We start from the raw sequence: 25,699 nt of genomic DNA, 5'->3' as shown, positions 1-25,699 counted from the left end.
CCAACTAGCTAATGCGCCGCGGGCCCATCTGTAAGTGTCAGCCGAAACCGACTTTCAGCTTTTCCTCATGAGAGGAAAAGGATTATCCGGTATTAGCACCGGTTTCCCGGTGTTATCCCAGTCTTACAGGCAGGTTGCCCACGTGTTACTCACCCGTCCGCCGCTAACCAACAGGAGCAAGCTCCTATTGATTCGCTCGACTTGCATGTATTAGGCACGCCGCCAGCGTTCGTCCTGAGCCAGGATCAAACTCTCCAAGAAAGTTGATTAGCTCATTTTGTTACGTTGGCTTAGTTTCTTAATTGAAACTAAAAATTTTGTTTGTTTGCACGATTTTGTTTGTTTAGTTTTCAAAGAACAATTTCTCATTCGCTCGTAAGCGACTTTATTAATATAACACAAAGCATTTGAAAGTGTCAATAACTTTTTTTAAACCGCCACTTACGAAAACATCATTTAGTTTGTTTCGCAGCGACGGTTATTAATATACCAAGTAACAACGAAAAGGTCAATAGGTTTTATTGTTTTTTTACGATAATTTTTTATTGAGTCGATAACCTCTATGAAAAACCCCTTGGCCCTTCGTTTCAATATTAACTACTTCTATCAAATGTTTATCAATTAAATATTCAAGAAGCACTCCCAAATCGACTGAGTATGGGAGCAACTCTTCTTCACTCATAATTTCATTAAACATCCAAATTTCCTTACGACTAAGAATATCTAACAAATGGACTGTCCCAATATTTGTTCTCGAATGGATCATGAACTCGCTCGCAAGGAACAGCAGCTCAAGTCTTTTCTCAAGCGTTTCTTCGCTATAGACAAGTTCTTCGTATAGTTTATAAATTTCTGGTTCAATCTGTTTTACTTGATTCCATACAGTCAGTTCTGGATGGAGTCCATTTTCTAATATTGCTAACCTGGCAAGATGGTGCAGCGAATGGACAACATAGTTGTATGCATCTAAAAACTGATGACCTTCAAACAAAGCTTTTCCATCCACATATCGCCGAATCAATTTGGCAAATTCTAAACCCATTTTTATTTTGCGTCCGTTAAAAGGAAATTCTCGCAATTCCGTTTTTAAATTGGCAACGTATTCGTTTCGATCAAAAATGATTTTTGCCTCATGAAGCCATTCAAATATTTTCCGATTCGATCCTAATAATAACCACTCTTGCAACTGCGCTTCTGTGATGATATGCATTGCTGCCTTTTTATCGTAGTAAGTATAGTGCTTAATGAATAGCGGCTGATCCGCTTCTTTGACAAGAACTAAGAGAATTTCATCAAATGAATCTGTTATATGGCTTAACTTTTGTTTTTTTTGTACCATTAATACTCCAAGGGTATTTAATTGGCTCGCCCTTTCTTGATAAATAGGCCGAAGGATGTCTTCCATCTTCATTCCTCCATTTTTTTCAGGTAGCAATATAAGTTCGACAAGGAAAACAAATCTCCTTCTTTATTCAAAGACAAATTTCGACATTCTTCTACGTAGACTTTTCTTTTCTATTTATAAATATGGTATAGTTTTCTCTAGGAGGGAGTTACATGGCAAAATATTCGAGTAAAATAAATAAAATTCGTACCTTTGCATTATCGTTAATTTTCATTGGTTTCATTGTTATGTATGGTGGTATCTTTTTTCGATCTTCACCACTTATTATGACCATTTTTATGATTTTGGGCCTACTTTTTATTATTGCCAGTACTATTGTTTATTTTTGGATTGGAATGCTTTCTACAAAAACCATCCAAGTAAAATGTCCAAGCTGCGGTAAGCATACTAAAATGCTTGGTAGAGTGGATATGTGTATGTATTGTCGTGAGCCATTAACCCTTGACCCTAATTTAATAGGCAAGGAATTCGATGAGTCCTATAATAAAAAATCCTAAAAATAAAAAGAGGAAGAAGTAAACCAATCTGCAGAATAGCTGCCATGGATTACTTCTTCCTCTTTTATTTGCAGCAAAAGACTGATTTTTTAAAAATCAGCCGCCATCCAATTTAATGCACTTCTTTACTTGCGCACTCTGGGCAAGAACCGTAAATTTCCATACGATGATTCTCGACTTTAAAGCCGGTTACATGCGATGCTAAGTGCTCCACTTCATCTAAGCCCGGATAAAGGAAGTCAACAATTTTCCCACACTTCTCACATATCACATGATAATGATGGGATGTTACAAAATCAAAACGGCTGGAGGCATCTCCAAAAGTTAATTCCTTCACTAGACCCACTTCACGAAATACTCGTAAATTATTGTAAACTGTCGCCACACTCATATTAGGGAATTTTCCCTCTAGAGCTTTATATATATCATCTGCGGTAGGATGTGACATCGAGTTTATTAAATATTCAAGTATCGCATGACGCTGCGGAGTAATCCGTACCCCTGTTTCTTTTAAGGTATCCAACGCTTCTTTTAACTGATTCATCGCCATGCACCTTCTTTCTAAAAAGTATTCTTAGATTATAATTGTTATAATTAATTTTACTAAGTAATTTGTACTTTTGTCAATATTGTTATCTCATTAACGGGAAATGTTTATTTCCTTTTTCCATGTTTGTTTGTATTTTATGATAAATATTATCAATTATTTCTTTCCCTTGAAAATTTTCATTATTAAATGACTCACCGCAAGTCCAAACCTAGAACTTATTTCATGATAAATCCCATATACACTTATATAAATTGAAATTTAGAAATCCTTTTTATTTCCATAAAAAAAGGGCCACTATGGACCCAAAGTTTATCTGAGGAGGTATGCCCTAATAAAATGATATTCAATCTAACGTTTCTTGCATTGGACAAATGCCTTTTCTGCACAAAATAGGCTTCAGTAAGCAGATCAGCTTAACTGTTCTCGTATGTAAGATAAAGCCTCTTCTACATGATCTTTAACTTTGACCTTTCTCCATTCTTTGACGAGTTTGCCTTCCTTATCAATAATAAAAGTAGATCTTTCTATACCCATGTATTCTTTCCCAAAGTTTTTCTTTAACTTCCAAACTCCAAATGCTTCCGCTAAAAGATGTTCCGTATCTGCAAGTAGCAAAAATGGCAAACCATATTTCTCTACAAATTTCTGATGGCGGTCAACCGGATCCGGACTGACTCCCAAAATCACGGCATTTACCTCAGTAAATTGTTGAATTTGATCCCGAAAATCACATGCTTCGGTTGTACAGCCCGGAGTCATGTCTTTTGGATAAAAATAAATAACAACATTTGTGCCCCGAAATTTTGAAAGATTTACTGTTTCTCCATTATTGGCTTCTAACTCAAAATTCGGTACTTGCATTCCGATTTCAACAGTCATCCCTACCACTCCCATTGTAAATTATTCCTTATCGTTAGCGTAGCAAAATCCTAGCTGGCAAAACAACTCTCCCGCATCACTAGCTGACTTTTTCCCGATCAAAAACAACGCGGGCAACAAATGCAGCAGGTAGTGTATAACCGATCAACGCCTCTGTAACGGTAAGGATTCTTCCTATCCCTTGTGGAATGACATCGCCATTCCCAACTGAAAATAAGGTCATTGCACTAAAGTAAAAGCTTGTTTCAAAAATATTTTTGTTTTGATTATTTACCTCTATCAACAATGACATTCCGATTAATTCAAAAAGCAAATAAATAAGACCAAAACCAATAATGACAGTCAAATACACAGAACCTAAATACAAAAAATTATCAATTGATACCAATTTACCTTTTACGGTATTTGGAATAAAAAGCGTCCTTAAACTCATAAAGATGCAAAAGATGACGATTGGAAGCAAGAAAAAAAACACCACAGACCACCTCTATTTTAACATCTGGTATTTAATTTCTATGCACGCTTGACCAATAAAATATCAAATTCTAGTTAATTGCCCGCACCTCGGTATTTTTTTACTCCTTGATTCCAAAGCATTACGGAAAGTACGAAAAAAACAATTCCCATCACAGGTGTTAAGAACGAATACCAAAACCATTCTTTTTTTCCAAGGAAAAAGGCAGCAGGATAAACACCAACAAAGGCAAATGGCATCACCCATGTTAGTACAAAACGAATTAGTTTATTATAGATATTAACTGGGTACCTGCCATAGTTGCTAATATTGTACATCATCGGCATAAGAGATGTACGCGCATCTGCCCAAAAGCTAATGCAGGCAATCATGATGAAAACTCCACCATAAACCAATGCCCCACCGAGGACAAAAACAATAAAAAAGATTGGATCGAACCAATGGACTTCCAGTCCCAATCGACTCCCCGCATAAAACATAACAGCAAGTCCTGTTAATGCCCCTAACAATGATTCCAATTCAATTCGTTCAAGGATAATTTGAAAGAGACTGTGTATCGGCCTTGTTAAGATACGATCCAGCTCCCCCTTAACTATATAGCGCTCATTAAAATCCCAAATGTTAAAGAAGGCAGAAAAGACTGCGGAAGGTACTAGAAAAAATCCATAGATAAATATGATTTCATCCCTGTTCCAGCCATTTAACAAATTGGTATGTCCAAAGACGACCAATATGAAAATAAGGTTTATTGCTTGTGATAGTAAATCAGAGAAAAACTCTACAAATATATCTGCTCGATATTGAAGTCTCGTTTTTAAATATTGAGATATATATTGAAAAAACATAGATATATAAAACAACTCTTACCCCCCTTGAATAATCAGTTGTTTCTTCGCCAAAATCCAAAGAATTTGGATTGGAAAAAATAATATGATTACCCAAACAAATTGTTGAGAAATTGCTTCGAGTGCCTGGGTATGGGAAAAACCTTTAGTAACAATCATACTGGGAAAATAACTGATTCCTTGAAAGGGAAGATATTTCATCACATCCTGTGCCCAGCCTGGAAAAAAACTAATCGGCAGTAGCAGCCCTGAAAATAAATCAATAACGACACGTTTTGCCCGAATTAGCCCAGAGTTATTATATAAGAAGAAAGTAGTAATCCCAGTTAATAAATTCAGTTCCGTATTAATAAAAAAACTTAACAGGATCGAGAGCGCAAACAATCCCCAGACACTTGGATCCCATGTAAATTTAATAGGAAAGACGAAGTAAACAATGATCATTCCCGGTCCAGAAAAAAAGAATAACCTGAAAATCCCTTCCCCCAGTCCTTGCATCGTTTTCATTCCAAGATAATTATAGGGCCTGATTAATTCAATAGCCACTTTACCTTCCATAATTTCTAATGCCATTTCACGATCTAGATTGTTGAAGTAAAATGCTCGCGCCATCCAGGAGACAGCTACATATGTGGTCATCTGAGTGACAGATAAACCAACAATATGTTCCTTAGAACCATAGATCGCCGACCATAAAAAATAATAGGCCCCAATGTTTATGCTATAGATTAGAATTCCTGTGTAATAATTGGTTCGGTATGCAAGCATCATTAAAAAGCGGATTCTAATCATTTCAAGGTATTTATCCACTTAAACTGCACCCTTTTCATAGATATTTCGAATGATTTCTTCTGTAGATGTTTCGTTTATTTTAATATCTTTAATTTTAAATGCAGCTACTACTTTGGCAATTACTTGTGAAATAAGTTCATCATTATCTTCAAGTGTGGCTGTAAAGATTTGCTCTTTTTCGTCAAGGTCCCACTTAACAAGCATTCCGCTGGTGAGATTTTGCACGGCAGAAATTCCAACCTTCTCAAGAAACTGAAACTGAAGTTCTTTCCCTTCGCCCCATTTCTCCTGAAGATTCTTAAGCGCACCATCATAAATAACCTTACCTTCATCGAGCATAATTACCCGCTCGCATAATGCCTCAATATCGGTTAAATCGTGTGTGGTTAAGAGGATTGTCGTTTGATATTTCTCATTGATTTCTTTTAAAAAATCACGAATCTTCAACTTAACGAGTACATCTAAGCCAATCGTCGGTTCATCCAAAAACAATAGTGGCGGATTATGAATCAACGCAGCCGCAAGCTCACACCGCATTCTTTGGCCAAGAGATAATTTGCGCACAGGCTTATCTAAGAGCGGCTCGATATCTAATGTTTGTATCACATGATTCATGTGGCTGTTATAATCTGCATCTGATACCTTATACACCTTTTTCAAAAGGCGAAAGGATTCTTGAACAGCAATATCCCACCATAATTGCGAACGCTGTCCGAAAACAACTCCAATGGTTTGAACAAATCGTTCCCGTTCTTTATGAGGATTCATTCCATTAACGATGATTTGCCCTGAAGAAGGCGTTAAAATTCCTGTAAGCATTTTAATCGTGGTTGATTTCCCTGCACCGTTTTCACCGATATAACCAACCATTTCACCCTTTTTCACTGTAAAATTAATATCATTTACAGCCGGAACAACTTTATAATTTCTTGTTAGTAAGTCCCGAAACGCCCCTTTTAAACCTGTCCTGCTGGAATATGACTTAAACTCTTTTCGTAAATTTTTGACTTCAATCACATTTTTCATTTTTTCCTCCCGAAACAATGCCCTAAAGAATTAGTTTAGCCAATTGAGGTTGATAAAACAACAATCAAGCACCCCATTAATTTTCGCAAAAGTGAAAACAGATTAAGAGGGTGAAGAAAAGTGATAAAATAGGTAGGAAGCAATTTAAGGAGGAAAAAAAATGAAATTTATTAATTCAGAAAGATTACATAATGAAGCACTTGAACACATTGTTGGTGGAGTTAACAGCCCCTCTCGTTCTTATAAAGCTGTTGGCGGAGGTGCTCCGGTTGTAATGGAGCGCGCACAAGGTGCTTACTTTTGGGATGTCGACGGCAATCAGTATATCGATTATCTCGCAGCATATGGGCCCATTATTACCGGTCATGCCCACCCACATATCACAGAGGCAATCAAACGTGCAGCAGAAAGCGGCGTCCTTTATGGTACTCCAACACCTCATGAAGTGAAATTTGCGAAAATGTTAAAAGAAGCAATTCCTTCTATGGAAAAAATTCGTTTCGTAAACTCAGGAACGGAAGGCGTGATGACAACGATCCGAGTGGCTCGTGCCTACACTGGCAGAGATAAAATTATTAAATTTGCCGGCTGTTATCACGGTCACTCTGACCTCGTCCTTGTTGCAGCAGGCTCGGGGCCATCTACATTAGGCACTCCAGATTCTGCGGGTGTTCCGAAAAGTATTGCGCAAGAAGTGATAACGGTACCTTTCAATGATATCGAACCATTTAAAGAGGCAATTGCTAAATGGGGCGACCAAATCGCAGCAGTATTAGTGGAACCCATTGTTGGTAACTTCGGGATTGTAGAACCAAAGCCAGGTTTCTTGCAGGAAGTTAATGAGATTACTCATGCAGCAGGCGCACTTGTAATTTATGATGAGGTCATCACGGCCTTCCGCTTTATGTACGGCGGTGCTCAAGATTTATTAGGCATCCAGCCGGATCTAACCGTGTTAGGTAAAATCATTGGCGGTGGTCTTCCCATTGGTGCCTACGGTGGCCGAAAAGAAATTATGGAAACCGTTGCACCGCTCGGACCAGCTTATCAGGCAGGGACAATGGCAGGGAATCCCGCTTCCATCCTTTCAGGTATCGCCTGTCTAGAGGTTTTAAAACAAGAAGGAATATATGACTATTTAGACCGTTTAGGTGCGATGCTTGAAGAAGGAATTTTAGAGGCAGCTATGGAAAATAATATTCAAATTACCATTAATCGTTTGAAGGGTGCGTTAACTGTTTATTTTACAAATGAAAAAATCGAAAACTATGTACAAGCTGAAAACACAAACGGTGAAACATTTGCAAAGTTCTTTAAACATATGCTCCATCAAGGAATAAACCTTGCTCCATCCAAATATGAAGCATGGTTCTTGACAATCGCTCATACTGAAGCAGATGTTGAAGCAACACTACATGCGGTAAGAAATGCATTTTTCTCACTTAACAACGAATAAATATGCACATTTTATGCACAAAAAGGAGTGGAAATCACTCCCTTTTTTTTAAAAAATCATCTTGAAAACGTTTACAATAAGATGTTCCCTCATTTATCCTACACCTTTTAACCACTATTTTCTTATCCAAATTACTGCATATTTATTTGATTTCTGAAAATTCTTATGATACTATTATATTATTATTTTTAGATATACTTTTTAACTTTATACCTCGTTAAAGTAACAACCGAAAACTATCTACAAACACTATATTCTCAAACTTTAAGTTTCATAGGAGGTGAAAGAGGCCTTAGCAGATATATGCTAAAGCCTAATAAGATGACACAAAAATGGACCCCTTCCCTTTTCAAAGATTTCCATAAACAAGAACACGATGCCTGCGGGATTGTCGCATGCCTTGAAAAAACTAAGAGCCCAACTAGAAAAAATATATTTGATTGTATAGACGCTCTTGTGACAATGAATCATCGCGCAGGTTTTATTAACGGTGAAGGCGATGGCGTTGGCATTCATACCGATATCCCTGTCGAGCTTTGGAAAGAAAAATTGCTTCAGGCTGGCCAGGAACCCTCACTAGCTGAAAAAGAAGAATTTGCTGTTGGTCATGTTTTCATTAGTCAAAAGGTAAACTGGGAAACTACCAAACAAGAATTAATTAAGAAGTTGGAAAAATACGACTTTGATTTAATTTATGAAACTGATAAGGTTACGGACACTTCTGCACTTGGTCCCATTGCCATTCAGGAAAACCCTGTTTTTTGGCAATTTGCCTGTCTTTCCACAAAAAAAGGGCAGGAATTATCAAAATCCCTTTTCGATGCATTAGTTGATTTAGAAACAAACGAGCATGTCCATGTGGCTTCACTAAGTCAGAACCATGTGGTTTATAAGGTTATGGGGGCTGGGGATATTCTTCCACGTTACTATTATGACCTTGCGAATCCACTTGTTGCTTCAACCATGACACTCGGACATAATCGCTATTCTACGAATACACTTTCAAGCTTTTTCCGGGTACAGCCGTTTAGTGTTCTCGGGCATAATGGGGAGATTAATACCATTGCAAAGCTTCGTGATGAAGCAAAAATGATTGGTGTACCGCTTGTCAAAGATGGCAGTGACTCCCAAGATTTAAGCCGTACAATGGAAACATTGATTTGCCGCGAAGGATTTTCATTATTTGAAGCAATGGATGTTTTATTCCCGCCAATTATCAATGAAATTAAGGCATATCCTGAAAATCTCCAAGATCTATATACCTATTTAAGGGAAGCATGGGGACACTTTGCCCAAGGACCTGCAGGTATTATTTCTCGATTTGGTGATGAAGCAGTATTTAGTGTGGATGCTCTTGGTCTTCGTCCGCTTTGGATGCTTGAAATTGATAGTTCTTATCTGTTTTCTTCAGAACCAGGAATCATTTCTTCAAGCGAATATACGAACGATCCGAAGCCTTTAGCACCAGGTGAAAAGGTTGGCTTTAAATGGAACGGTGAAACGTTAGAAGTATTTGAACAAGCTCGTTTTCAGAATGAGGTCTACACCCGTTTTTCTGAAAAGTTAAATTTCAGTGAGGTTAGGGTGCGTTTGCTACCACCAGCTTTAGGTAAAACAGTTACGATGAATTATCCTGATAAAATCCATAATGGACAATATAAAGCTTTTGGCTGGGAACGAGATCATATCCAATTAATCGAACAAATGGCAGAAAAAGGTGTGGAACCGATTCGTTCACTTGGCCACGATGCCCCACTTGCTGCGCTTAACCCAGAGCGTAAAAATATTGCCGATTATTTTAAAGAAAGTGTTGCCGTTGTAACGAATCCTGCTATTGATAGAGACCGTGAAACAGAACATTTTTCCACACGTGTAATTATTGGTAAGCGTCCAACATTATTCAATAAAGAAAATAGTGAAACTGTAATCGAACTAACAACTCCTCTATTATTGGAAGGAAAAGCTGGCTACAGCCTATCTGAAAGTTTAGATCAGCCAAGTTTTGATCAAGTTGTCCACCATTTTCAGGAACAAAAGTTAGTAACCTTTATATCTACGACCTTCAAAAAAGAAGAAAAGTTAGAGCTTGCATTAGAAAGACTTGCAAATGAAGCAGTTCAAGCAGTTCAGGCTGGAAAAACATTACTTGTTCTTGATGATGCAAAAGCACACCAAGAAGATTCCTATTGGATTGATCCGCACTTAGTAACATCTGCGATTGATCAAGCACTAGTTAAGGCAGAAATAAGAAGGGATTGTTCTTTAGTTCTACGTTCTGGAGCTATACGATCACTTCATGACATTATCACTGCTTTTGGATTAGGTGCAGATTTAATTAGCCCATATTACATGTTCTTAACGGTTCTAGACGAGACAACTAAGCCTTTAACCAATCTATATAGTGCTTTGACAAAAGGATTAGAAAAAGTAATTTCAACAATAGGCATTCACGAACTGAGAGGTTACGGTCGCCTTTTCTCAAGTATCGGATTACATGAGGAAATCGCTAGCCTATTAAACATCGTTAACTTTTTTGGCTCGAAGGAACTTGAGACTGATTTTGAAGCGATGAAGATGGATGCTTTGTCTAGAGCAGAAGATTACCATAGTGAAAAGGAAAGAGTCGGAAAGACTTTCCATCTCTTCCCACGTATTTGGAAGGCAATTGGTGAAGTGGCTGCTACTGGTGACTACAGTAGTTATCGTGATAAAATCTCCGAACAAGAAACGGAGAATCCAACAACGATTCGCCATTTAGTTCAACTTAAAAAGAGTCATAAATCTCTCTCACCTGATGAGGTTAATCTTCGTGTTGGGGACCATGATTTACCGTTTCTTATTTCTTCGATGTCATTTGGTTCTCAGAATGAAACAGCCTTCAGAGCTTATGCTGAAGGAGCAGACCGGTTAAACATGATTAGTCTAAATGGTGAAGGCGGAGAAATCAAAGATATGCTTGGCAAATATCCAAAAACAAGAGGTCAGCAGATTGCCTCTGGAAGATTTGGCGTAAATGCTGAACTACTTAACTCTTCGAATTTATTAGAAATCAAAATTGGGCAAGGCGCTAAGCCTGGTGAAGGCGGTCACTTACCAGGGTCAAAGGTAACTGCGAAGGTTGCAGAAGCACGTAATGCAACACTTGGTTCTGATTTGATCTCACCATCAAACAACCATGATATCTACTCAATTGAAGATTTAGCACAAATGATTCTTGAATTAAAAACGGCAAACGATCAAGCAAAAATTGCTGTTAAGGTTCCAGTTGTACCGAATATCGGAACGATTGCTGTCGGTATTGCCAAAGCTGGTGCAGACATTATCACCTTGAGCGGCTTCGATGGCGGTACTGGTGCAGCCAGAATACATGCCCTTCAGCATGTTGGTTTACCTGTAGAAATTGGTGTAAAAGCAGCACATAATGCCCTACTTGAAAGCGGCCTTCGCCATAAAGTAGAAATCTGGGCTGATGGTGGTATGAAGAGTGCCATGGACGTTATGAAGATCATGCTCCTTGGTGCAAACCGAGTTGGTTTCGGTACGCTTTCAATGCTGGCAATTGGTTGTACGACTTGCCGTGGTTGCCATTTAGATACCTGTCATGTTGGTATCGCGACACAAATTGAATCAGAAGCACAAGCAAAGGAGCATGGCTTACGACGTTTTGTTCCACGCCAATTAGAATTAGCAGTGCAGGGAATTATGAATCTCTTCACAGCCTTTGGGACAGAGTTGAAGTCAATTGCAGCATCGGTTGGTATTCGCAATTTACAGGATGCTGTTGGACGTTCTGATTTATTAGAGCAAATGAAAGGCCAAGGCCAGCTTAGCCTCTCCTATTTGTTAAAGCCGCTAGAAATTAGCCAATTTGCAAAAACAGAAGCATCTAAATCAATTGAAGAAGTTCAAATGCAGGTTGCAGTGGGTGCAGAGTATCTTGATGGCAGTGTCGATCAGTTACACTCATCTCGCGAATTTGCAAGTGTCACTTCTGAACAACGTGTGCTAGGTAGCCGTGTTTCATGTCATCGTGTTCGTGGAAGACTTGATGGTTCATACAAGCAACTTCCATCCGTACAACTTAAATATAAGGGTGGTTCCATTCCTGGAAATGGTTTAGGTGCTTATAATAGTGAAGGAATTGACATTACTGTGAATGGCGGAGGTCAGGACGGTGTCGGAAAGACTTCTTTTGGTGGAAATATCTATATCCTAAAATCCAAGGGTAAAGATGGAAATTATTACAACGGTTCCGTCGGAAAAGGGTTTGGATATGGTGCTCAAAAAGGTCTTCTTGTAGCACAAGGAAATGCCGATGCACGTGCAGGGATTAGACTTTCAGGTGCTGACTTAATTATTGGCGGTGCTGTTAAGAAGCCACTTCCAGAAAAAGAAGCAGGTAACATTGGTTCAAATGCTAATATTAAAGGTTTTGCCTTTGAATACATGACTAATGGCCGCGGCCTTGTACTGGGAGACCCAGGACCATGGATTTGTGCAGGAATGACGGGCGGGGTTATCTATATTCGCCAGCAGCCTGAGATGGGATTAACGAAAGAAGCCATTCAAAGAAGGATTGCAAAAGGAGCTAAGGTTTCAGTTGTTGATCTAAACGAAAAAGGCAAACAGGATATTAACGAGCTATTAACCAAGTATACTGACTTGCTTGAACAGAATGGTCAGGCTGACGAAGCTAATCAACTTCGTGTACTTTTAACTGATCTTGAAAATCAATTTGTGCAGGTTCTTCCTGTCAAAGAACAAGCAGATCCAGCTGTATCAACAGAATGATCAAGAATACTAATAGTAACGTCCGCTGCTCTAGCGGGCGTTTTTTTATATGACATTCTCCTGTAAAAAATGAAAAATAAATTCATATTATTTCTCTTGATAATATATGATAATCAATGTATAGTAACTTATTGCTGATTGAAAAAGCGCCAGTTCTGTTTTCGATGTAAAACTGTTACCTGGGGCTGCCATAAACTATATTTTTATTTTTGAAAGGAAACTATTTGGAATGAAGTTAGGTGCCCGCATCTTAAAAACGGGAATTGCTATTGTGTTATCCCTTTACTTAGGTCAGTTATTACATTCACCCTCACCGGTATTCGCCGGCATTGCTGCCATATTTGCGATACAACCGACCATTTATCGCTCCTATTTAACAATCATTGAACAAATTCAAGGAAATATCATTGGTGCTTTACTTGCAGTGGTTTTTGTACTTCTGTTAGGAAATCATATTATTGTCATTGGCTTGGCTGCTATTATTGTGATTGGCATTAATTTAAAGCTTAAACTCGAAAATACGATTGGTTTATCACTTGTTACGTTAATATCCATAATGGAAACACCAGGTGGCGATTTCATACCATTTGCCGGGATCCGTTTTTCTACCATCATGATTGGGGTCTTTTCTGCATTTTTAGTCAATCTAGTATTTATGCCGCCAAAGTATGAAAATAAACTTTATTTTAGAATGACGAGCACAACGGAAGAAATTATTAGATGGATCCGTTTAAGCACCCGGCATGACTTCGATCATAATCTTCTCAAAACAGATATTGATAAATTAAAAGAGAATATCATTCAAATGGGCCAGTTCTACAGTATGTACAAAGAAGAACGCAGTTATTTTAAGAAAAATAGTCTGGAAAAGTCACGTAAGCTTGTTATTTATCGGCAAATGCATTCTGCTGCAAAAAAGGCACTTGATACTTTAAAAAGACTTCATCGTTTTGAGAATGAATTATTACACCTTCCAGAAAAATTCCAACAATCGATACAGGAACAATTAGACTGCCTAATTTACCATCATGAACAGCTCATGCTTAGATTTATTGGTAAAATACCAAACCCTCCTGCCGATAATGAAAATACGATCTGCTTAAATAAAAAGGAATTATTTGATTTATTTTTACTCCACCAGCAAGAAATTGCCGACCATGATAATCCACTTCATTATCATACAATGCAAATTGTTGCTTCGATTATTGATTATGGTGAACAGGTAGAACATCTTGATACACTGATTACAAGCTTCCATTCGTATCATCATAATGAAGTCTCGATCGACGAAGAAAGTATATAAAAAACCGAAGCAAATTACTCTGCTTCGGTTTCTTTTTGTTCTAACTGCTGCACTTGAAAAAGTTTGTAATAATTTCCTTGCTTCGCCATCAACTCGTCATGTGTTCCGACTTCTACAATTTGACCATGTTCAATCAGGACAATTCGATTTGCGTGAGTAATCGTTGACAATCGGTGTGCAACAATAAAGGTAGTCCTATCCTTGGCTAACTCCTTGAGTGATTCTTGTATAGCATGCTCACTCTCTAAATCTAGTGCAGAGGTTGCTTCATCAAGAATTAAGATAGGTGGATTTTTCAAAAAGACACGGGCAATCGCAACTCGTTGTTTCTGACCTCCAGAAAGCTTAACCCCGCGTTCGCCTACCTTGGTGTTATACCCTTCTGACAGGTTTAAGATAAACTCATCGGCATTAGCCGCTTTTGCAGCCATGTATACCTCTTCAGCAGAAGCACTTGGTTTTCCTAATAAAATATTATCCATAACCGATTCACTAAATAAAATATTATCCTGAAAAACCACACCAATTTTGTCTCTCAGAGTTTGAACCTTAAATTGACGGATGTCTACCCCGTCTAAAGTGATGCTTCCTTCGGTCACGTCGTAAAAACGGGGAATCAGACTAACAAGTGTGGATTTCCCGCCGCCGCTCATTCCTACGAGCGCTATCGTTTCTCCCCTTTTTACATCTAAAGTAATATTTGCCAAAACCATTTCCTCTTTTTTTTCATAAGAAAAATAAACATTCTCAAACGAAATGTCCCCGTGTACCTCGCTGCATTCTCTCGCATTAGGTATATCCACGATATCATACTTCTCATCCAAAAATTCAAATACCCGATCCATAGATGCAAACGATTGAGTAATAGTGGTGGAAGAATTAACCAATCTCCTTAATGGATTGTAAAGTTTATCAATATAGGCAAAAAACGCAACCATTGTCCCTAGTGATAGTTGACCTTGAATAACGAGGTAAGCAGAATAGCCAATGACTATTAATGGGGCAACATCCGTAATGGTATTAACAGTCGAAAAGGCTTTCGCATTCCAGCTTGTATGCTGTAATGCCTTTTCTAAGAAGTTTTTATTCTGCTTATCAAATTGGCCTTGTTCATAGTCTTCAATCGCAAAGCTCTTGATTACGGGCATCCCTTGCACCCGCTCATGTAAATAGGCCTGGACTTCGGCTAGGGCCTGTGAGCGCGAACGTGTCAATATCCGTAAATTCCCAAAGAAAAATCTAATCGAGAAGGCGTAGAGTGGAAACAGCAAAATCGAAACAAACGTCAGCTTAACATTCATAGAAAACATAAGAATAATTGCAATAATAATTGTGGCTATATCCAGCCAAAGGTTCATTAATCCTGAAATGACAAATGTCTTCGTTTGCTCAACATCATTGATGACTCGTGATATAATTTCTCCAGCACGGGTATTTGAAAAATACCTAAAGCTTAACTTTTGGATATGTGTGTACATCGTATCCCGAATATCATATAATATTTTACTGGACGTCCACTGGGCAAAATATTGCCGATAATATTCGATTGGCGGCCTCACGATGACAAAGATTACTATCATTACACCCATAATGAACATCAGTTTATCCATTTTTTCACCGTGGGATAGGGTAGGACTTCCAACAATGTCATCGACAACATATTTAATCAGCATCGGAATCATTAGTGGAATGGAAAATTTGATTACTCCAATGATAATTGTCCCAATTACTTGCAAACGGTATGGTTTTACAAATTGAAGATACCTGCGAATACTGTTCAAGTTGGTCCTCCTTTCGGAATCTTCATTAAAAAGCAAATAAAAACCTGTTGACCAAATCAACAGGCGCATATAATTCTAATTGCCATCTAACGTCTGTATGTTAAATAACGTTCGTACCAGATATCGATAAAATCTGGTGCAAAAGGGCCATTCCGCTGCCGAATCCATTGAATCAACTTGTCAACATTTCTTTTTAGGATTTGATCGATAGGAGCTGGATAATTCATTTCCCGGCGATGACGTTCATACTCATCCTCGTCTAATAAATTAAAGGTCATATCAGGAAACACCTTTATATCAAGGTCATAATCAATATACTTTAGTGCTTCGCCATCAAATATAAATGGTGAACTGATATTACAGTAATAATAGATACCATCCTCACGGATCATTCCAATCACATTGAACCAATATTGTGAATGAAAATAACAAATAGCTGGTTCTCTTGTTATCCAGGTCCTGCCATCTGATTCTGTCACAAGTGTTCGGTCATTGCCTCCAATCACCAAATTTTGTGTCCCTTTTAAAACGGTTGTTTCTTCCCAGACGCGATGGATGTGCCCATTGTGCTTATAACTATGTATTTGCATTGGTTCACCTTCGATGGGTACGCCCATGTTTCTCCCCTACCTTCATTCCTGAACGCTTTGTAACCTATTCTTAACAATATATAAATAAATAATGACAAAAGGCAACAAAGTACAATTCCTATTTTCTATTATTATAACGGTTGGGAACAGATTTTAAAACAAAAGAGCCATATTTCGATGGCTCTTTGTAAAAATTTGCGAATTTTTTTAGATATTCTTGGTTTTTTCACCTAAAAAGATGCTGTTAGGTTCATTTCCCGATAGGAATTAATTACCTCTTCTGTCTGCTTTTCAAAAATGGTCTGGATCTCTTTCAACTCTTTTTTCTTCAGTCGGATATCAGCTTGAACACTTTCAAGGTCTGTAGCATCCTGCAATGTTTGTAGTTCTTCTTCGATTTGTTGACAACGTTCAAGTTCTCCTTGAAGGTATAGCAATTTTTCCATCGTCACCATTTGATCGGAAACTAATCGGTTAAAATGATCCATTTCCCTCACCGCCTTATTAGTTGTATCTAATATGTATTCGCGAACCGGACCAATTCTCCTTTGACAACATATGTAACCTTAAGAGAAGTTTTGTCGAAACAGAAAGAAGACACTCTATACGAATCTAGAGTGCCTTCTGCATACTATTATTAGCTTTGACCAAATTGGCCATTACCTTGGTTTTTACGAGCTTGAGATTGTTGGTTTTGTTGTCTTACTTCTTGAGCATCTGTTTGGCTTGCAAATTCAGTTCCGAATTGGCCTGAAGAGCCTTGGGAACCTTGTCCTGAAGCAGATTGAGACTTTTGAGCCGATTGTTGGTTTTGTTGTCTTACTTCAGCAGCATTTGTCTCACTAGCGAATTCAGTTCCGAATTGGCCTTGAGAACCTTGACCAGAAGTAGATTGAGCGTTTTGTTGTCTTACTTCCTGGATGTTAGTCCCAGCTGAAGTTTTGTTTGGCTGTTGATTGAAGTTTGCCATTGATATCACCTCCACGAATATAATGTAACCATGCTTCGTGGAGATTATCCGCAAAAAATATTATTTAAAAATAATTAAACGAGTAATGAAATTCCACCATCAATAATAATGGTCTGACCCCTAATCATGCTTGATTCTTCTGATAAAAGGAACATTAAACAATTGACCATGTCCTCAATTTCAACCATTCTTCCAGCAGGAGTTTTTTCTTTTGCTTCTTGAAGAAGCTCTTCACGGTTTGGAAAATGTTTTAATGCTTCGGTATCGACAGCACCGCCTGAGACTGCATTAACGACAATATTCTTCGGGGCTAGCTCAACTGCCAAATATCTTGTCAGAGCCTCAAGTGCTGCTTTAGAGACCCCTACAACCGTGTAATTTTCTAAATAGCGGATGGAACCGAGTGAACTGACGCTGACAATTTTCCCCCCGCCATTTCTCTCCATTAATTTTGCTGCTTCCTGTGCACAGAATAGCAAAGCTTTGCTATTTATGTTTAAGGTCCAATCCCAGTGTGATTCTTCTAACTCCATGACTGGACGCTGAACTCCTGATGCCGCATTATTGACAAACACATCCAGGCGGCCAAATTCCGCATCGATTTGTGTGAACATATCTTTAATTTTTGCAACATCGCCAACATTGGCTTTTACAACTAGCACCTTTCTTCCTAATGCTTCTATTTGTTCAGCAGTTCCAAGGGCAGACTTTTTACTTCTTGCATAATTAATAACAATATCATATCCTGCTTCTGCCAAACGTAATGCTGTTGCCTTACCGATTCCCCTGCTGCTTCCTGTAATGAGTGCTACTTTCTGAGTCATCTAACTATTCCCTTCTATATTCAAGTATTGTTATCATTTTAACTTTTCCAGGAATAGAAGACAATTATTATAAAACACTAAGGAGTAAATAACCTTTGAAAGGAAGTAGAAAATATGTATGTTGGACGAGATATGACAGAGCTTTCCCTGATGGCTAAATCTGATTGGGAAAACAGTGAGCTTGCTTTTTTTCATCACTCATTTCAGCAAATTACTCCATATTTAAATAGCGAAGGACAAACGATTCACCGCGAGATTATTGAAGAAATTGAGAATCGCGGCGGAATCAATCGTCAAGAAGCAGATTATACACATGGAACAAAAACGGTATATGAATGAAAATGAACGCCGCTTAAATATGGCGTTCATTCCATCTGGTGTTCATGAAAAATCTTGAGCATTTTTTGGGAGGATACAGGGAAAGCAAACTCTTTCATTTCTTCGAACGAAACAAGTTTCCATTCTTCACTTTCTTGAAAGACTGAATTTAAGGTCCCTGAATAGACCTTAATATTCCACACTAAGTGGGAAAAGGTATGTTCCAGCTGACCGATAATTTTTTCAAATTTTACTTTTAAATCAAGAGAATGGTGAAATAGGTCCGCTACCTGCTCCCGTTCATTTTGTATGGGGTGATGGATCTCAACATTAGGGAATTCCCATAAATTTGCGAGCAGTCCAGTTGCCGGCCTCTTGTGGATTAATACCTTACCATTTCCATCCAAAAGGATAGCAGCAGCAAGTTGAACGTTTCGTGTCTTGGTTTTTTTAGTTTTTATCGGAAGTTCATTTTGAACTCCCTCATCAAAAGCTTGGCAATGTTCTCGAACCGGACATAATAAACATGAAGGAGAAGTGGGTGTACAAATTAACGCTCCCAATTCCATTAAAGCTTGGTTGAAAGAGGAAGGGTCTTCATGTGAAATTAACTGTCGCACTGCTTTTTCAAAAATTTTCCGCGAAGAGGATTTTGCAATGTCTTCCCAGATGGAAAGGACTCTTGATATAACCCTCATCACATTTCCATCCACAGCCGGCTCTGGAATCCCATAAGCAATACTTAATATCGCACCAGCTGTATAAGGTCCAACCCCTTTTAGTTCAGCTATCTGTTCTGGGGTGTTTGGCACTTCACCGTTATATTTCTCGCTTACTTCCTTTACAGCTGATTGCAAATTTCGAACCCTTGAATAATATCCCAGCCCTTCCCAGGCCTTAAGTACTTTATCCTCCTCTGCCTCGGCAAGGTCATCAATGGTGGGAAACCATTCAATAAAGCGATTAAAATAGGGGATAACTGTATCAACTCTTGTTTGTTGGAGCATAATTTCTGAGACCCATATTTTGTATGGATCTTGGTCTTTTCGCCACGGCAAGTCCCGTTGTTCCCGTTTAAACCAGGATATTAAATCATTTTGAAAAGCAGATATGTTGATTTTTTCTATATTCTTTAGTTCAATTATCATAACTTTTGTTCCTCCAGATGTTGTTAACATGTATGAAAAAAGGCAATATAATTAGTAATGTATTGGTTTTACGATAATTCAATTTGTTTAGTTTTACAAGAACTATATTGAAGGAGGATTTCCTTTTGGATACAGGAACTCATATTGTCATGGGTATTGCTCTTGGTGGTCTTGCTACGCTTGATCCCGCAGTAATTAGCAGCCACGCGACCACGACGAGTGTTTTAATTGCAACCATTGCTGGGTCACAAATACCTGATATAGATACCGTTTTGAAGCTAAGAAATAATGCCATATACATTCGAAATCATCGCGGGATTACCCACTCCATCCCTGCTGTAATTTTGTGGCCACTCGTCCTAATAGCCGTTATCTATCCATTTTTTCCTGATGCCAATCTTTTTCATTTATGGGCTTGGACATTTGCAGCTGTTTTTATCCATGTATTTGTTGATATATTTAACGCTTACGGTACGCAGGCTCTAAGACCTTTTTCTACAAAATGGGTCGCTCTAGGCGTTATAAATACGTTTGACCCGATTATCTTTGGGATCCATATCCTTGGGATCGTTATTTGGCTTATAGGAGCAAATCCAGGTTATACTTTTTTGCTAATGTATGTAGTTATTGCAGCTTACTATCTCGCTCGTTTTAGGGCGAAAAAAAGGGTATTGGTTGAGGTAAAAAGAATGATTCCCGATGCAACAGAAATAATTATTGCACCAACCATGAGATTTCATCAATGGAGAATTGCTGCCATGAACAAGAAACAATTTTTTGTTGGAAAAGCAGTAAATAAACAAGTTGAAATCTTAGACCATTTTAACCGAATACCCGTACCGAAGACACCCGTAATCGAAGCAGCAAAAAAGGATAAAAACCTTTCAGCATTTTTATCCTTTTCACCAGTTTATCGATGGGAAGTCGATGAATTTATTGATTTTTACGAAGTTCGCTTTATTGATTTACGCTATCGGAGCAATGGGCACTATCCGTTTGTGGCCGTCGTTCAATTAGATTGTAACTTAAATCCAATTAGCTCCTATACGGGGTGGGTGTTCAGTGAGAAGAAATTACGAAAGAAATTAAGTATAATTCCAAGTTAAAAAGCGGTGACTTTGTCACTCGCTTTTTTTAATTTAAACTATTCTTTTCCTGATTTAAATAATCCTTGTATTTTGGGTTTGTTGCTGCAAATTCATGCAGTTTATCACCGTAGTTTTCTATCCATTGTTTGACAATTCTTTCTGCTATTTCACTGCCCATATATTCCCTGCCTGCTTTTGCATAAGTGGTTTCAAAATCATCCCAAAGAAGTTCAACCCAGGTTCGTGCCTGGTTAGACGAGAGTTTGTCGTTTTTAGCTAATAGCAGTTTTGTTAATCTTTCATGATAATCGTTCATTCATCCACCTCATTGCCAATTTCTTTTAACATAACCTATTTAATAAAAGCAGATACTATCTTTACGTGGTAAGCATTGAGAATGCTTTGCTTTTCACGTGTTCTCATTCCCTTGATGGAGGTACAGCATGAGAAATAAAGCAACGAATTTCCCAAATCAAAATAATAACAAGCTCGAGGGAGAGCCAAGAGCAAAAGCAGAATATGCTTCAACAAGAGCAGATGGCACGATTAATACCCATCCACAAGAGCGGATGCGTGCTTCAGGCGAGCGCGATGATGAGTCGCCACAGGTTTATAAATAAACTTTTCTATCTGTAAAAACAAGACAAGCCAGAGGTCTTATTCTCTGGTTTGTCCAATTATTTTTTTGGCTGATTCAATAATGAGATTGGCAACGCTTCTTCTTTTCCCTCTCCTGCAAGTCGATAACCCCAAGCAAACACACCATTCATATAGTCAATTTTAAAATATTGTCCTGGGTCCCCGTCTATTTCATAAATTTCTCCAGGTTTAAACGAATGAGGGTCAATCAGGTATGCTCTCGCCATTTGAACCTTTCGTTCGAGCACGGCAAACTCATTGACCATTCCCATTTGTTCTGCTTTTCTGGCTTGTTCTTGGAGTATGCCAATTTCTTGTCTTAATTCATGTTCTGACATGGTACTGTAGCGTTTCTCCTGTTGCATTTGAATTCACTCCCCTTATAACTTCATTTTAGTATATTATAATATAATAAATAAAGGATGAACTAATATACAAAGGAGATTTTAGAATGAAAACGATCATTATTACTGGGGCAGGCTCTGGTTTAGGTAAAGAATTAGCGCATCTCTTTTCGCAAAAAGGCTATCACCTTTTGTTAACAGGGCGGAACTTTGATAAATTAACAACTACAAAAGCAGAAATTGAAGCAAATGGAGGAAGTGCTGATATCCTTCCTATAGATATTGGAAATGCGAAAGATGTTTCGAAAAAAGCTGAAGAAATTAGTCATACATATAATATATACGGATTAGTTAATAATGCTGGAGTTGGGCATTTCGGTCCATTTGTGGAAATGAATGAACATCACATTACTGAAATGATCAACACAAACGTTTTAGGAACTCTTTTGATGACCAAAGCAATATTACCTCTGCTGTTAAAGACTTCGGAAGGACGCATTTTGAATATTATTTCAACAGCAGGCTTGCGTGGAAAAGTGAATGAAGCGGTTTATGTGGCTAGTAAATTTGCAATTAGAGGCTTTACAGAGAGCCTGCAGAAAGAATACGAAGGGAGTGGGATTAAATTTAATGCGGTGTATATGGGCGGAATGGACACACCGTTTTGGGATAATAGTGACCATGTCAAAGATACCTCCCGTTTCCGCTCACCAAGGGAAGTTGCCGAAATGATTATCGAACAAATGGATCAAGATTCCATTATTATCGAAAGTAAAAAATCATGATGCTTTTGTCATGATTTTTTACTTTCTGATAAGTATCTTTCGATGAGCTCGATCGGGAACCCTTTTCGATATAATGCTTGTTTCATCTTTTGTTCATATTCAAATCCACTGTATTTACTAAATTTTCGATGGGCCTTCTCACCTTGGAATCTGATTGCCTCCATTTCCTCATCCATCTCGTTGTTCATCCCGACATCATTAACAGCAATATTAATGACTTCATATGGATAACCTTTTCTAAGGAGCAGATTCTCAAGTTTCTGTTTTTGAATTTTTAATGATTCCTTTGTATTCTTTTCGTAAAACTTTGAACTTATTTTGGTTGCTTTTTCAATCTGTTGCTCGAGAGGATATTCCTTTAGTGCATGGTTGAGAATCCCTTCTACTATTCCCTTTTCCTTTAATTCCATTTTTATTACATTGGGACCTTTATCAGTGGTATTGGCTTGGGTTCGTACATAGGCCAACGCGAATTCCTCGTCATTTATGTATTTCTGTGCAGTTAATCTATGAAGAATTTCATTGATGACAGGTTCATCTATTTCCTTTAATACAAGATAATCTTTTATTTCTTTTTCCGATCTCATTCTTCTAGCTAAGTAATGAATGGCTTTGTTGTATGCTTTGCGAATGTCGTCTTGATACTGAATTTCTACGAAGGAAAAATCATCAAGCTCCATTCCTTTTTTTAATTGAAATTTGATTAGAACATCACTGTCGACACTAAAGGCAAATTCCTCACCCTTACCGTAATCCATAAAAATATTGAATCGATCCTGAGTTTTCTGTTGTGTGGTGATCTTTGTTATAATGGCCACGTTATTCACCTCATCAATACTTTACCATATTCCTCATTATCTATTGTAAGATTAAACGTAAAAGGGGGCGGGAAAAATGAAAATAACGATTGCAGGCGGAACAGGCTTTGTAGGGAAAGCACTTACGGAACACCTGTTGAAAAACAATCATGAGATAATTATTTTATCAAGAAAATCGATTGAGACAAATCGTACTGTTGGAATTCGATATGTCGAGTGGCTAAGTGATATTTCAAGCCCCATTCATGAACTCCAAGATACTGATATTTTTATCAACCTTGCAGGCGAATCGATTAATAGTGGACGTTGGACCGTAAAAAGAAAAGAAAAGATTCTAAACAGTCGCTTAGAGTCTGTTCATGCACTGCTAGCCATTATAAATAAATTAGATACCAAACCAAAGGCACTGATCAATGCAAGTGCAATTGGGATTTATGGTACATCCTTTGATAAAATTTTAACTGAAAAAGATAACCATGGCTTTGGGAATGATTTCTTGGCAGAAACAGTTAAGCAATGGGAAATCGAAGCTGGAAAAGCCAGCCAATTAGGGATACGTACTGTCTTTTGCAGGTTCGGAATCATCCTTGATAAATACCAAGGGGCTCTTCAAAAAATGGCAATCCCTTATCAATCATTTATCGGTGGTCCCATTGGAAATGGACGTCAATGGATGTCATGGATTCACGTGGAGGATGTGGTCAAAGGAATATCCTTTATTATCGAAAATGAACAAATGGATGGTCCCATCAATTTCACTGCACCGAAACCGGTAACGATGACTGAGTTTGGAAAAACACTTGCAAGCGTATTAAACCGTCCTCACTGGCTCCCGGTCCCAAGTTTCGCACTGCATCTTCTGCTTGGTGAAATGAGTACATTGGTGGTTGATGGACAAAAGGTATTACCGAAAAAGCTTTTAGAAAATGGCTATCAATTTGCGTATTCAGATTTACATTTGGCATTAGAAAATATATTTTCTTAAAAAAAGTATCATTCCTTTCTTAAAAGGTAAAAATGGAAATAAGTACATAACGTGCTTTTATTTTTTACCACATAGCTTGATGACGATTAACTAAAAAAATGTTGAAAGGAATGAGCAAAATGGCGGAAAAGAAGAAAAAAGATAAGGATCGAGGCAAATACTCATTAACCAGTATGCAGGAAGTCTCATATCAAAGAGAATTTAAAATGGCAGACCGGGCAGGCGGATACCACGACAAAAAAACCAGACTCTAGTTTGACCACAGTTACGACCATATAGCTCTGCTGAAGTATTTTCCATTCATGGTTACCTTTCTAATTGTAAATGATATTAAAGGGAGCAATTCGGCTCCTGCAAGCCTACAATGAAAGGGGTTTTTAGTTATGGGTCGTATGCATAATAGTGGCACTGGTAATAGTAACAAAAGCTCACTTCCACAAACACCTAAGAACCTAAAAATAACTGATGGAAATGACGTTGAATATTCTGCAGAATTTGCAGACCATTCCGACCTTGAAGCACAAGCACGTGCTAACGCAGCGAACCAGCGTGTAAAATCGAGAAGAAATAAATAAGTTTAAGAAAAGCGGTAACAAAAAAGAAGCAGGGCAGCCTGCTTCTTTTTTATATGATAAAGGAGGAAAGGCGAGCCACTGCTCGATCCTCAAATCGCGGCTTTTTTTGAGACTAGTGATTGGAAATCTTCTGTATAGGTGATTAATTCTCCCCATTCCATAAGATCCTTATCAGCAATCTTCCATGTATGTTTTTCGGTATCATGTCTGATGACTGCAAAATGAAAACGTTCAGTTGAATAGACATTAAAGCCCTTCTCTTTACATTGATCAATGAAAAAGTAATCCTCCGCTCGATTTACTTTTTCAAATTGAACTTGTTGGAACACGTCTTTTCTAAATATTAATGTCGCTCCAGCAACAGTTTCTGTGATTGAATTCTCACTACCTGCTACATGGATCAGCGCTTTTTCACTTTTAAAATAAATATATAAAGAACTTTTTCCGATAATAGAAATATCTTTATTTTTAAAAGCATCCATCGAACTTTTAATGTAGTCAGGCCCGTAATAATCATCGTCATCAAATTTTGCAATAATATCATGACTTGCTTTCATAATCCCAAAATTTAAGCAGTCACCTAATGTTGCTTTTTCGTGTAGTTGATAAACCTGAACATTACGATATTTCTTTGCCTTTTTGATCCATCTATCAATATTCATAGAATCCTTGTTAAGGATAATTATCAACTCTTTATCCTTCCAGGATTGCTGTTTATAATTTTTGAAAACATTTTTAATATTCTCTTCTCTTATTGTACAAGTAATAATGGATACCACACTTTCACTCCTTCAAACTAGTTTGGGGAATCTTTC

Annotated in this window: 28 protein-coding genes and 1 rRNA gene; 11 read left to right on the top strand and 18 right to left on the bottom strand. The window is 37.9% G+C overall.

The window, feature by feature from the left end; genetic code table 11:
• Both J7E67_RS12920 and J7E67_RS12915 read right to left on the bottom strand, forming a co-directional pair.
• A 16S ribosomal RNA gene (locus J7E67_RS12920) occupies nt 1–261 on the bottom strand; the annotation flags it as partial.
• A gap of 268 nt (nt 262–529) precedes the next feature.
• Nucleotides 530–1,405 (bottom strand): nucleotidyltransferase-like protein, encoded by an 876-nt coding sequence (locus J7E67_RS12915; protein WP_214716996.1) that lies wholly within the window; start codon nt 1,403–1,405, stop codon nt 530–532.
• A 152-nt stretch (nt 1,406–1,557) separates the two neighbouring features.
• On the opposite strand from J7E67_RS12915, the gene J7E67_RS12910 reads away from it, so the two are divergent.
• The gene (locus J7E67_RS12910) at nt 1,558–1,902 is read left to right on the top strand and encodes a YgzB family protein (protein WP_088085881.1); all 345 of its coding nucleotides are present in this window, start codon (nt 1,558–1,560) and stop codon (nt 1,900–1,902) included.
• 112 nt (nt 1,903–2,014) lie between these two features.
• On the opposite strand, the gene perR is transcribed toward J7E67_RS12910, so the two are convergent.
• From perR to J7E67_RS12880, 6 genes are all read right to left on the bottom strand, one after another.
• Nucleotides 2,015–2,452: a peroxide-responsive transcriptional repressor PerR gene (gene perR / locus J7E67_RS12905; protein WP_026564336.1), complete on the bottom strand. Its 438-nt coding sequence runs from the start codon at nt 2,450–2,452 to the stop codon at nt 2,015–2,017.
• 408 nt (nt 2,453–2,860) lie between these two features.
• Complete coding sequence (gene bcp, locus J7E67_RS12900; protein WP_214732047.1) at nt 2,861–3,331, bottom strand: thioredoxin-dependent thiol peroxidase; 471 nt, start codon at nt 3,329–3,331, stop codon at nt 2,861–2,863.
• Nucleotides 3,332–3,410: 79 nt separating this feature from the next.
• Entirely contained in the window at nt 3,411–3,809 is a 399-nt protein-coding gene (locus tag J7E67_RS12895) for an ion channel (protein WP_214716998.1), read from the bottom strand.
• A 71-nt stretch (nt 3,810–3,880) separates the two neighbouring features.
• Nucleotides 3,881–4,666, bottom strand: coding sequence for an ABC transporter permease (locus tag J7E67_RS12890; protein WP_214716999.1), 786 nt, complete (start codon nt 4,664–4,666; stop codon nt 3,881–3,883).
• A 3-nt stretch (nt 4,667–4,669) separates the two neighbouring features.
• The gene (locus J7E67_RS12885; RefSeq protein WP_214717000.1) at nt 4,670–5,461 is read right to left on the bottom strand and encodes an ABC transporter permease; all 792 of its coding nucleotides are present in this window, start codon (nt 5,459–5,461) and stop codon (nt 4,670–4,672) included.
• The gene (locus tag J7E67_RS12880; protein WP_214732045.1) at nt 5,462–6,469 is read right to left on the bottom strand and encodes an ABC transporter ATP-binding protein; all 1,008 of its coding nucleotides are present in this window, start codon (nt 6,467–6,469) and stop codon (nt 5,462–5,464) included.
• A gap of 160 nt (nt 6,470–6,629) precedes the next feature.
• Between J7E67_RS12880 and J7E67_RS12875 the strand changes: the two genes are divergently transcribed.
• The 3 genes from J7E67_RS12875 (at nt 6,630) to J7E67_RS12865 (ending at nt 14,019) form a co-directional block, all read left to right on the top strand.
• Nucleotides 6,630–7,925: a glutamate-1-semialdehyde 2,1-aminomutase gene (locus J7E67_RS12875; protein ID WP_214717002.1), complete on the top strand. Its 1,296-nt coding sequence runs from the start codon at nt 6,630–6,632 to the stop codon at nt 7,923–7,925.
• Between the two features lie 321 nt (nt 7,926–8,246).
• Complete coding sequence (locus J7E67_RS12870) at nt 8,247–12,716, top strand: glutamate synthase-related protein (protein WP_214717050.1); 4,470 nt, start codon at nt 8,247–8,249, stop codon at nt 12,714–12,716.
• A 229-nt stretch (nt 12,717–12,945) separates the two neighbouring features.
• Nucleotides 12,946–14,019: an FUSC family protein gene (locus J7E67_RS12865; protein WP_214717003.1), complete on the top strand. Its 1,074-nt coding sequence runs from the start codon at nt 12,946–12,948 to the stop codon at nt 14,017–14,019.
• A gap of 14 nt (nt 14,020–14,033) precedes the next feature.
• Here J7E67_RS12865 and J7E67_RS12860 read toward each other — a convergent pair whose 3' ends face one another.
• The 5 genes from J7E67_RS12860 to fabL form a co-directional block, all read right to left on the bottom strand.
• Nucleotides 14,034–15,800, bottom strand: a complete 1,767-nt coding sequence (locus J7E67_RS12860; protein WP_251026735.1) for an ABC transporter ATP-binding protein — start codon at nt 15,798–15,800, stop codon at nt 14,034–14,036.
• A gap of 86 nt (nt 15,801–15,886) precedes the next feature.
• The gene (gene ntdP, locus J7E67_RS12855; RefSeq protein ID WP_088085870.1) at nt 15,887–16,417 is read right to left on the bottom strand and encodes a nucleoside tri-diphosphate phosphatase; all 531 of its coding nucleotides are present in this window, start codon (nt 16,415–16,417) and stop codon (nt 15,887–15,889) included.
• A gap of 203 nt (nt 16,418–16,620) precedes the next feature.
• Nucleotides 16,621–16,878 carry a YgaB family protein gene (locus J7E67_RS12850; RefSeq protein ID WP_214717005.1) on the bottom strand — a complete coding sequence of 86 codons (258 nt, stop codon included), beginning with the start codon at nt 16,876–16,878 and terminating at the stop codon, nt 16,621–16,623.
• Between the two features lie 149 nt (nt 16,879–17,027).
• Nucleotides 17,028–17,360 carry a gamma-type small acid-soluble spore protein gene (locus J7E67_RS12845; RefSeq protein WP_214717006.1) on the bottom strand — a complete coding sequence of 111 codons (333 nt, stop codon included), beginning with the start codon at nt 17,358–17,360 and terminating at the stop codon, nt 17,028–17,030.
• Nucleotides 17,361–17,434: 74 nt separating this feature from the next.
• Complete coding sequence (gene fabL, locus J7E67_RS12840) at nt 17,435–18,184, bottom strand: enoyl-[acyl-carrier-protein] reductase FabL (protein WP_214717007.1); 750 nt, start codon at nt 18,182–18,184, stop codon at nt 17,435–17,437.
• A 114-nt stretch (nt 18,185–18,298) separates the two neighbouring features.
• Here fabL and J7E67_RS12835 point away from each other — a divergent pair, with 114 nt between their 5' ends.
• Nucleotides 18,299–18,523, top strand: coding sequence for a hypothetical protein (locus tag J7E67_RS12835; protein ID WP_214732043.1), 225 nt, complete (start codon nt 18,299–18,301; stop codon nt 18,521–18,523).
• Nucleotides 18,524–18,549: 26 nt separating this feature from the next.
• Here J7E67_RS12835 and mutY read toward each other — a convergent pair whose 3' ends face one another.
• Complete coding sequence (gene mutY, locus J7E67_RS12830) at nt 18,550–19,650, bottom strand: A/G-specific adenine glycosylase (RefSeq protein WP_214717008.1); 1,101 nt, start codon at nt 19,648–19,650, stop codon at nt 18,550–18,552.
• A 125-nt stretch (nt 19,651–19,775) separates the two neighbouring features.
• On the opposite strand from mutY, the gene J7E67_RS12825 reads away from it, so the two are divergent.
• The gene (locus J7E67_RS12825; RefSeq protein WP_214717009.1) at nt 19,776–20,756 is read left to right on the top strand and encodes a metal-dependent hydrolase; all 981 of its coding nucleotides are present in this window, start codon (nt 19,776–19,778) and stop codon (nt 20,754–20,756) included.
• 28 nt (nt 20,757–20,784) lie between these two features.
• Here J7E67_RS12825 and J7E67_RS12820 read toward each other — a convergent pair whose 3' ends face one another.
• On the bottom strand, nt 20,785–21,054 hold the full coding sequence (locus J7E67_RS12820; protein ID WP_214717010.1) for a YfhJ family protein: 270 nt from the start codon (nt 21,052–21,054) through the stop codon (nt 20,785–20,787).
• A 127-nt stretch (nt 21,055–21,181) separates the two neighbouring features.
• Between J7E67_RS12820 and J7E67_RS12815 the strand changes: the two genes are divergently transcribed.
• A complete protein-coding gene (locus J7E67_RS12815) occupies nt 21,182–21,358 on the top strand; it encodes a small, acid-soluble spore protein K (RefSeq protein ID WP_066070009.1) in 177 nt (58 codons plus the stop codon).
• A 57-nt stretch (nt 21,359–21,415) separates the two neighbouring features.
• Here J7E67_RS12815 and J7E67_RS12810 read toward each other — a convergent pair whose 3' ends face one another.
• Complete coding sequence (locus J7E67_RS12810; RefSeq protein ID WP_214717011.1) at nt 21,416–21,742, bottom strand: YfhH family protein; 327 nt, start codon at nt 21,740–21,742, stop codon at nt 21,416–21,418.
• Between the two features lie 86 nt (nt 21,743–21,828).
• Here J7E67_RS12810 and J7E67_RS12805 point away from each other — a divergent pair, with 86 nt between their 5' ends.
• Nucleotides 21,829–22,506: an SDR family NAD(P)-dependent oxidoreductase gene (locus J7E67_RS12805; protein ID WP_214717012.1), complete on the top strand. Its 678-nt coding sequence runs from the start codon at nt 21,829–21,831 to the stop codon at nt 22,504–22,506.
• Between the two features lie 8 nt (nt 22,507–22,514).
• Here the strand turns inward: J7E67_RS12805 and recX are convergent, their stop codons facing one another.
• On the bottom strand, nt 22,515–23,324 hold the full coding sequence (gene recX / locus J7E67_RS12800) for a recombination regulator RecX (protein WP_214717013.1): 810 nt from the start codon (nt 23,322–23,324) through the stop codon (nt 22,515–22,517).
• 76 nt (nt 23,325–23,400) lie between these two features.
• Between recX and J7E67_RS12795 the strand changes: the two genes are divergently transcribed.
• The 3 genes from J7E67_RS12795 to J7E67_RS12785 all read left to right on the top strand — a co-directional run bounded on the left by J7E67_RS12795 (nt 23,401) and on the right by J7E67_RS12785 (nt 24,884).
• Complete coding sequence (locus tag J7E67_RS12795) at nt 23,401–24,309, top strand: TIGR01777 family oxidoreductase (protein WP_214717014.1); 909 nt, start codon at nt 23,401–23,403, stop codon at nt 24,307–24,309.
• Between the two features lie 119 nt (nt 24,310–24,428).
• Complete coding sequence (locus J7E67_RS12790) at nt 24,429–24,563, top strand: YfhE family protein (protein ID WP_082797355.1); 135 nt, start codon at nt 24,429–24,431, stop codon at nt 24,561–24,563.
• 129 nt (nt 24,564–24,692) lie between these two features.
• Nucleotides 24,693–24,884 carry a YfhD family protein gene (locus tag J7E67_RS12785; protein WP_168242292.1) on the top strand — a complete coding sequence of 64 codons (192 nt, stop codon included), beginning with the start codon at nt 24,693–24,695 and terminating at the stop codon, nt 24,882–24,884.
• Between the two features lie 89 nt (nt 24,885–24,973).
• On the opposite strand, the gene J7E67_RS12780 is transcribed toward J7E67_RS12785, so the two are convergent.
• A complete protein-coding gene (locus J7E67_RS12780; RefSeq protein WP_214717015.1) occupies nt 24,974–25,663 on the bottom strand; it encodes a glycosyltransferase family 2 protein in 690 nt (229 codons plus the stop codon).
• Between the last annotated feature and the right edge of the window lie 36 nt (nt 25,664–25,699).

Source organism: Bacillus sp. ISL-46 (genome assembly GCF_018613205.1).
This window is presented reverse-complemented; position numbering and strand designations above follow the sequence as displayed.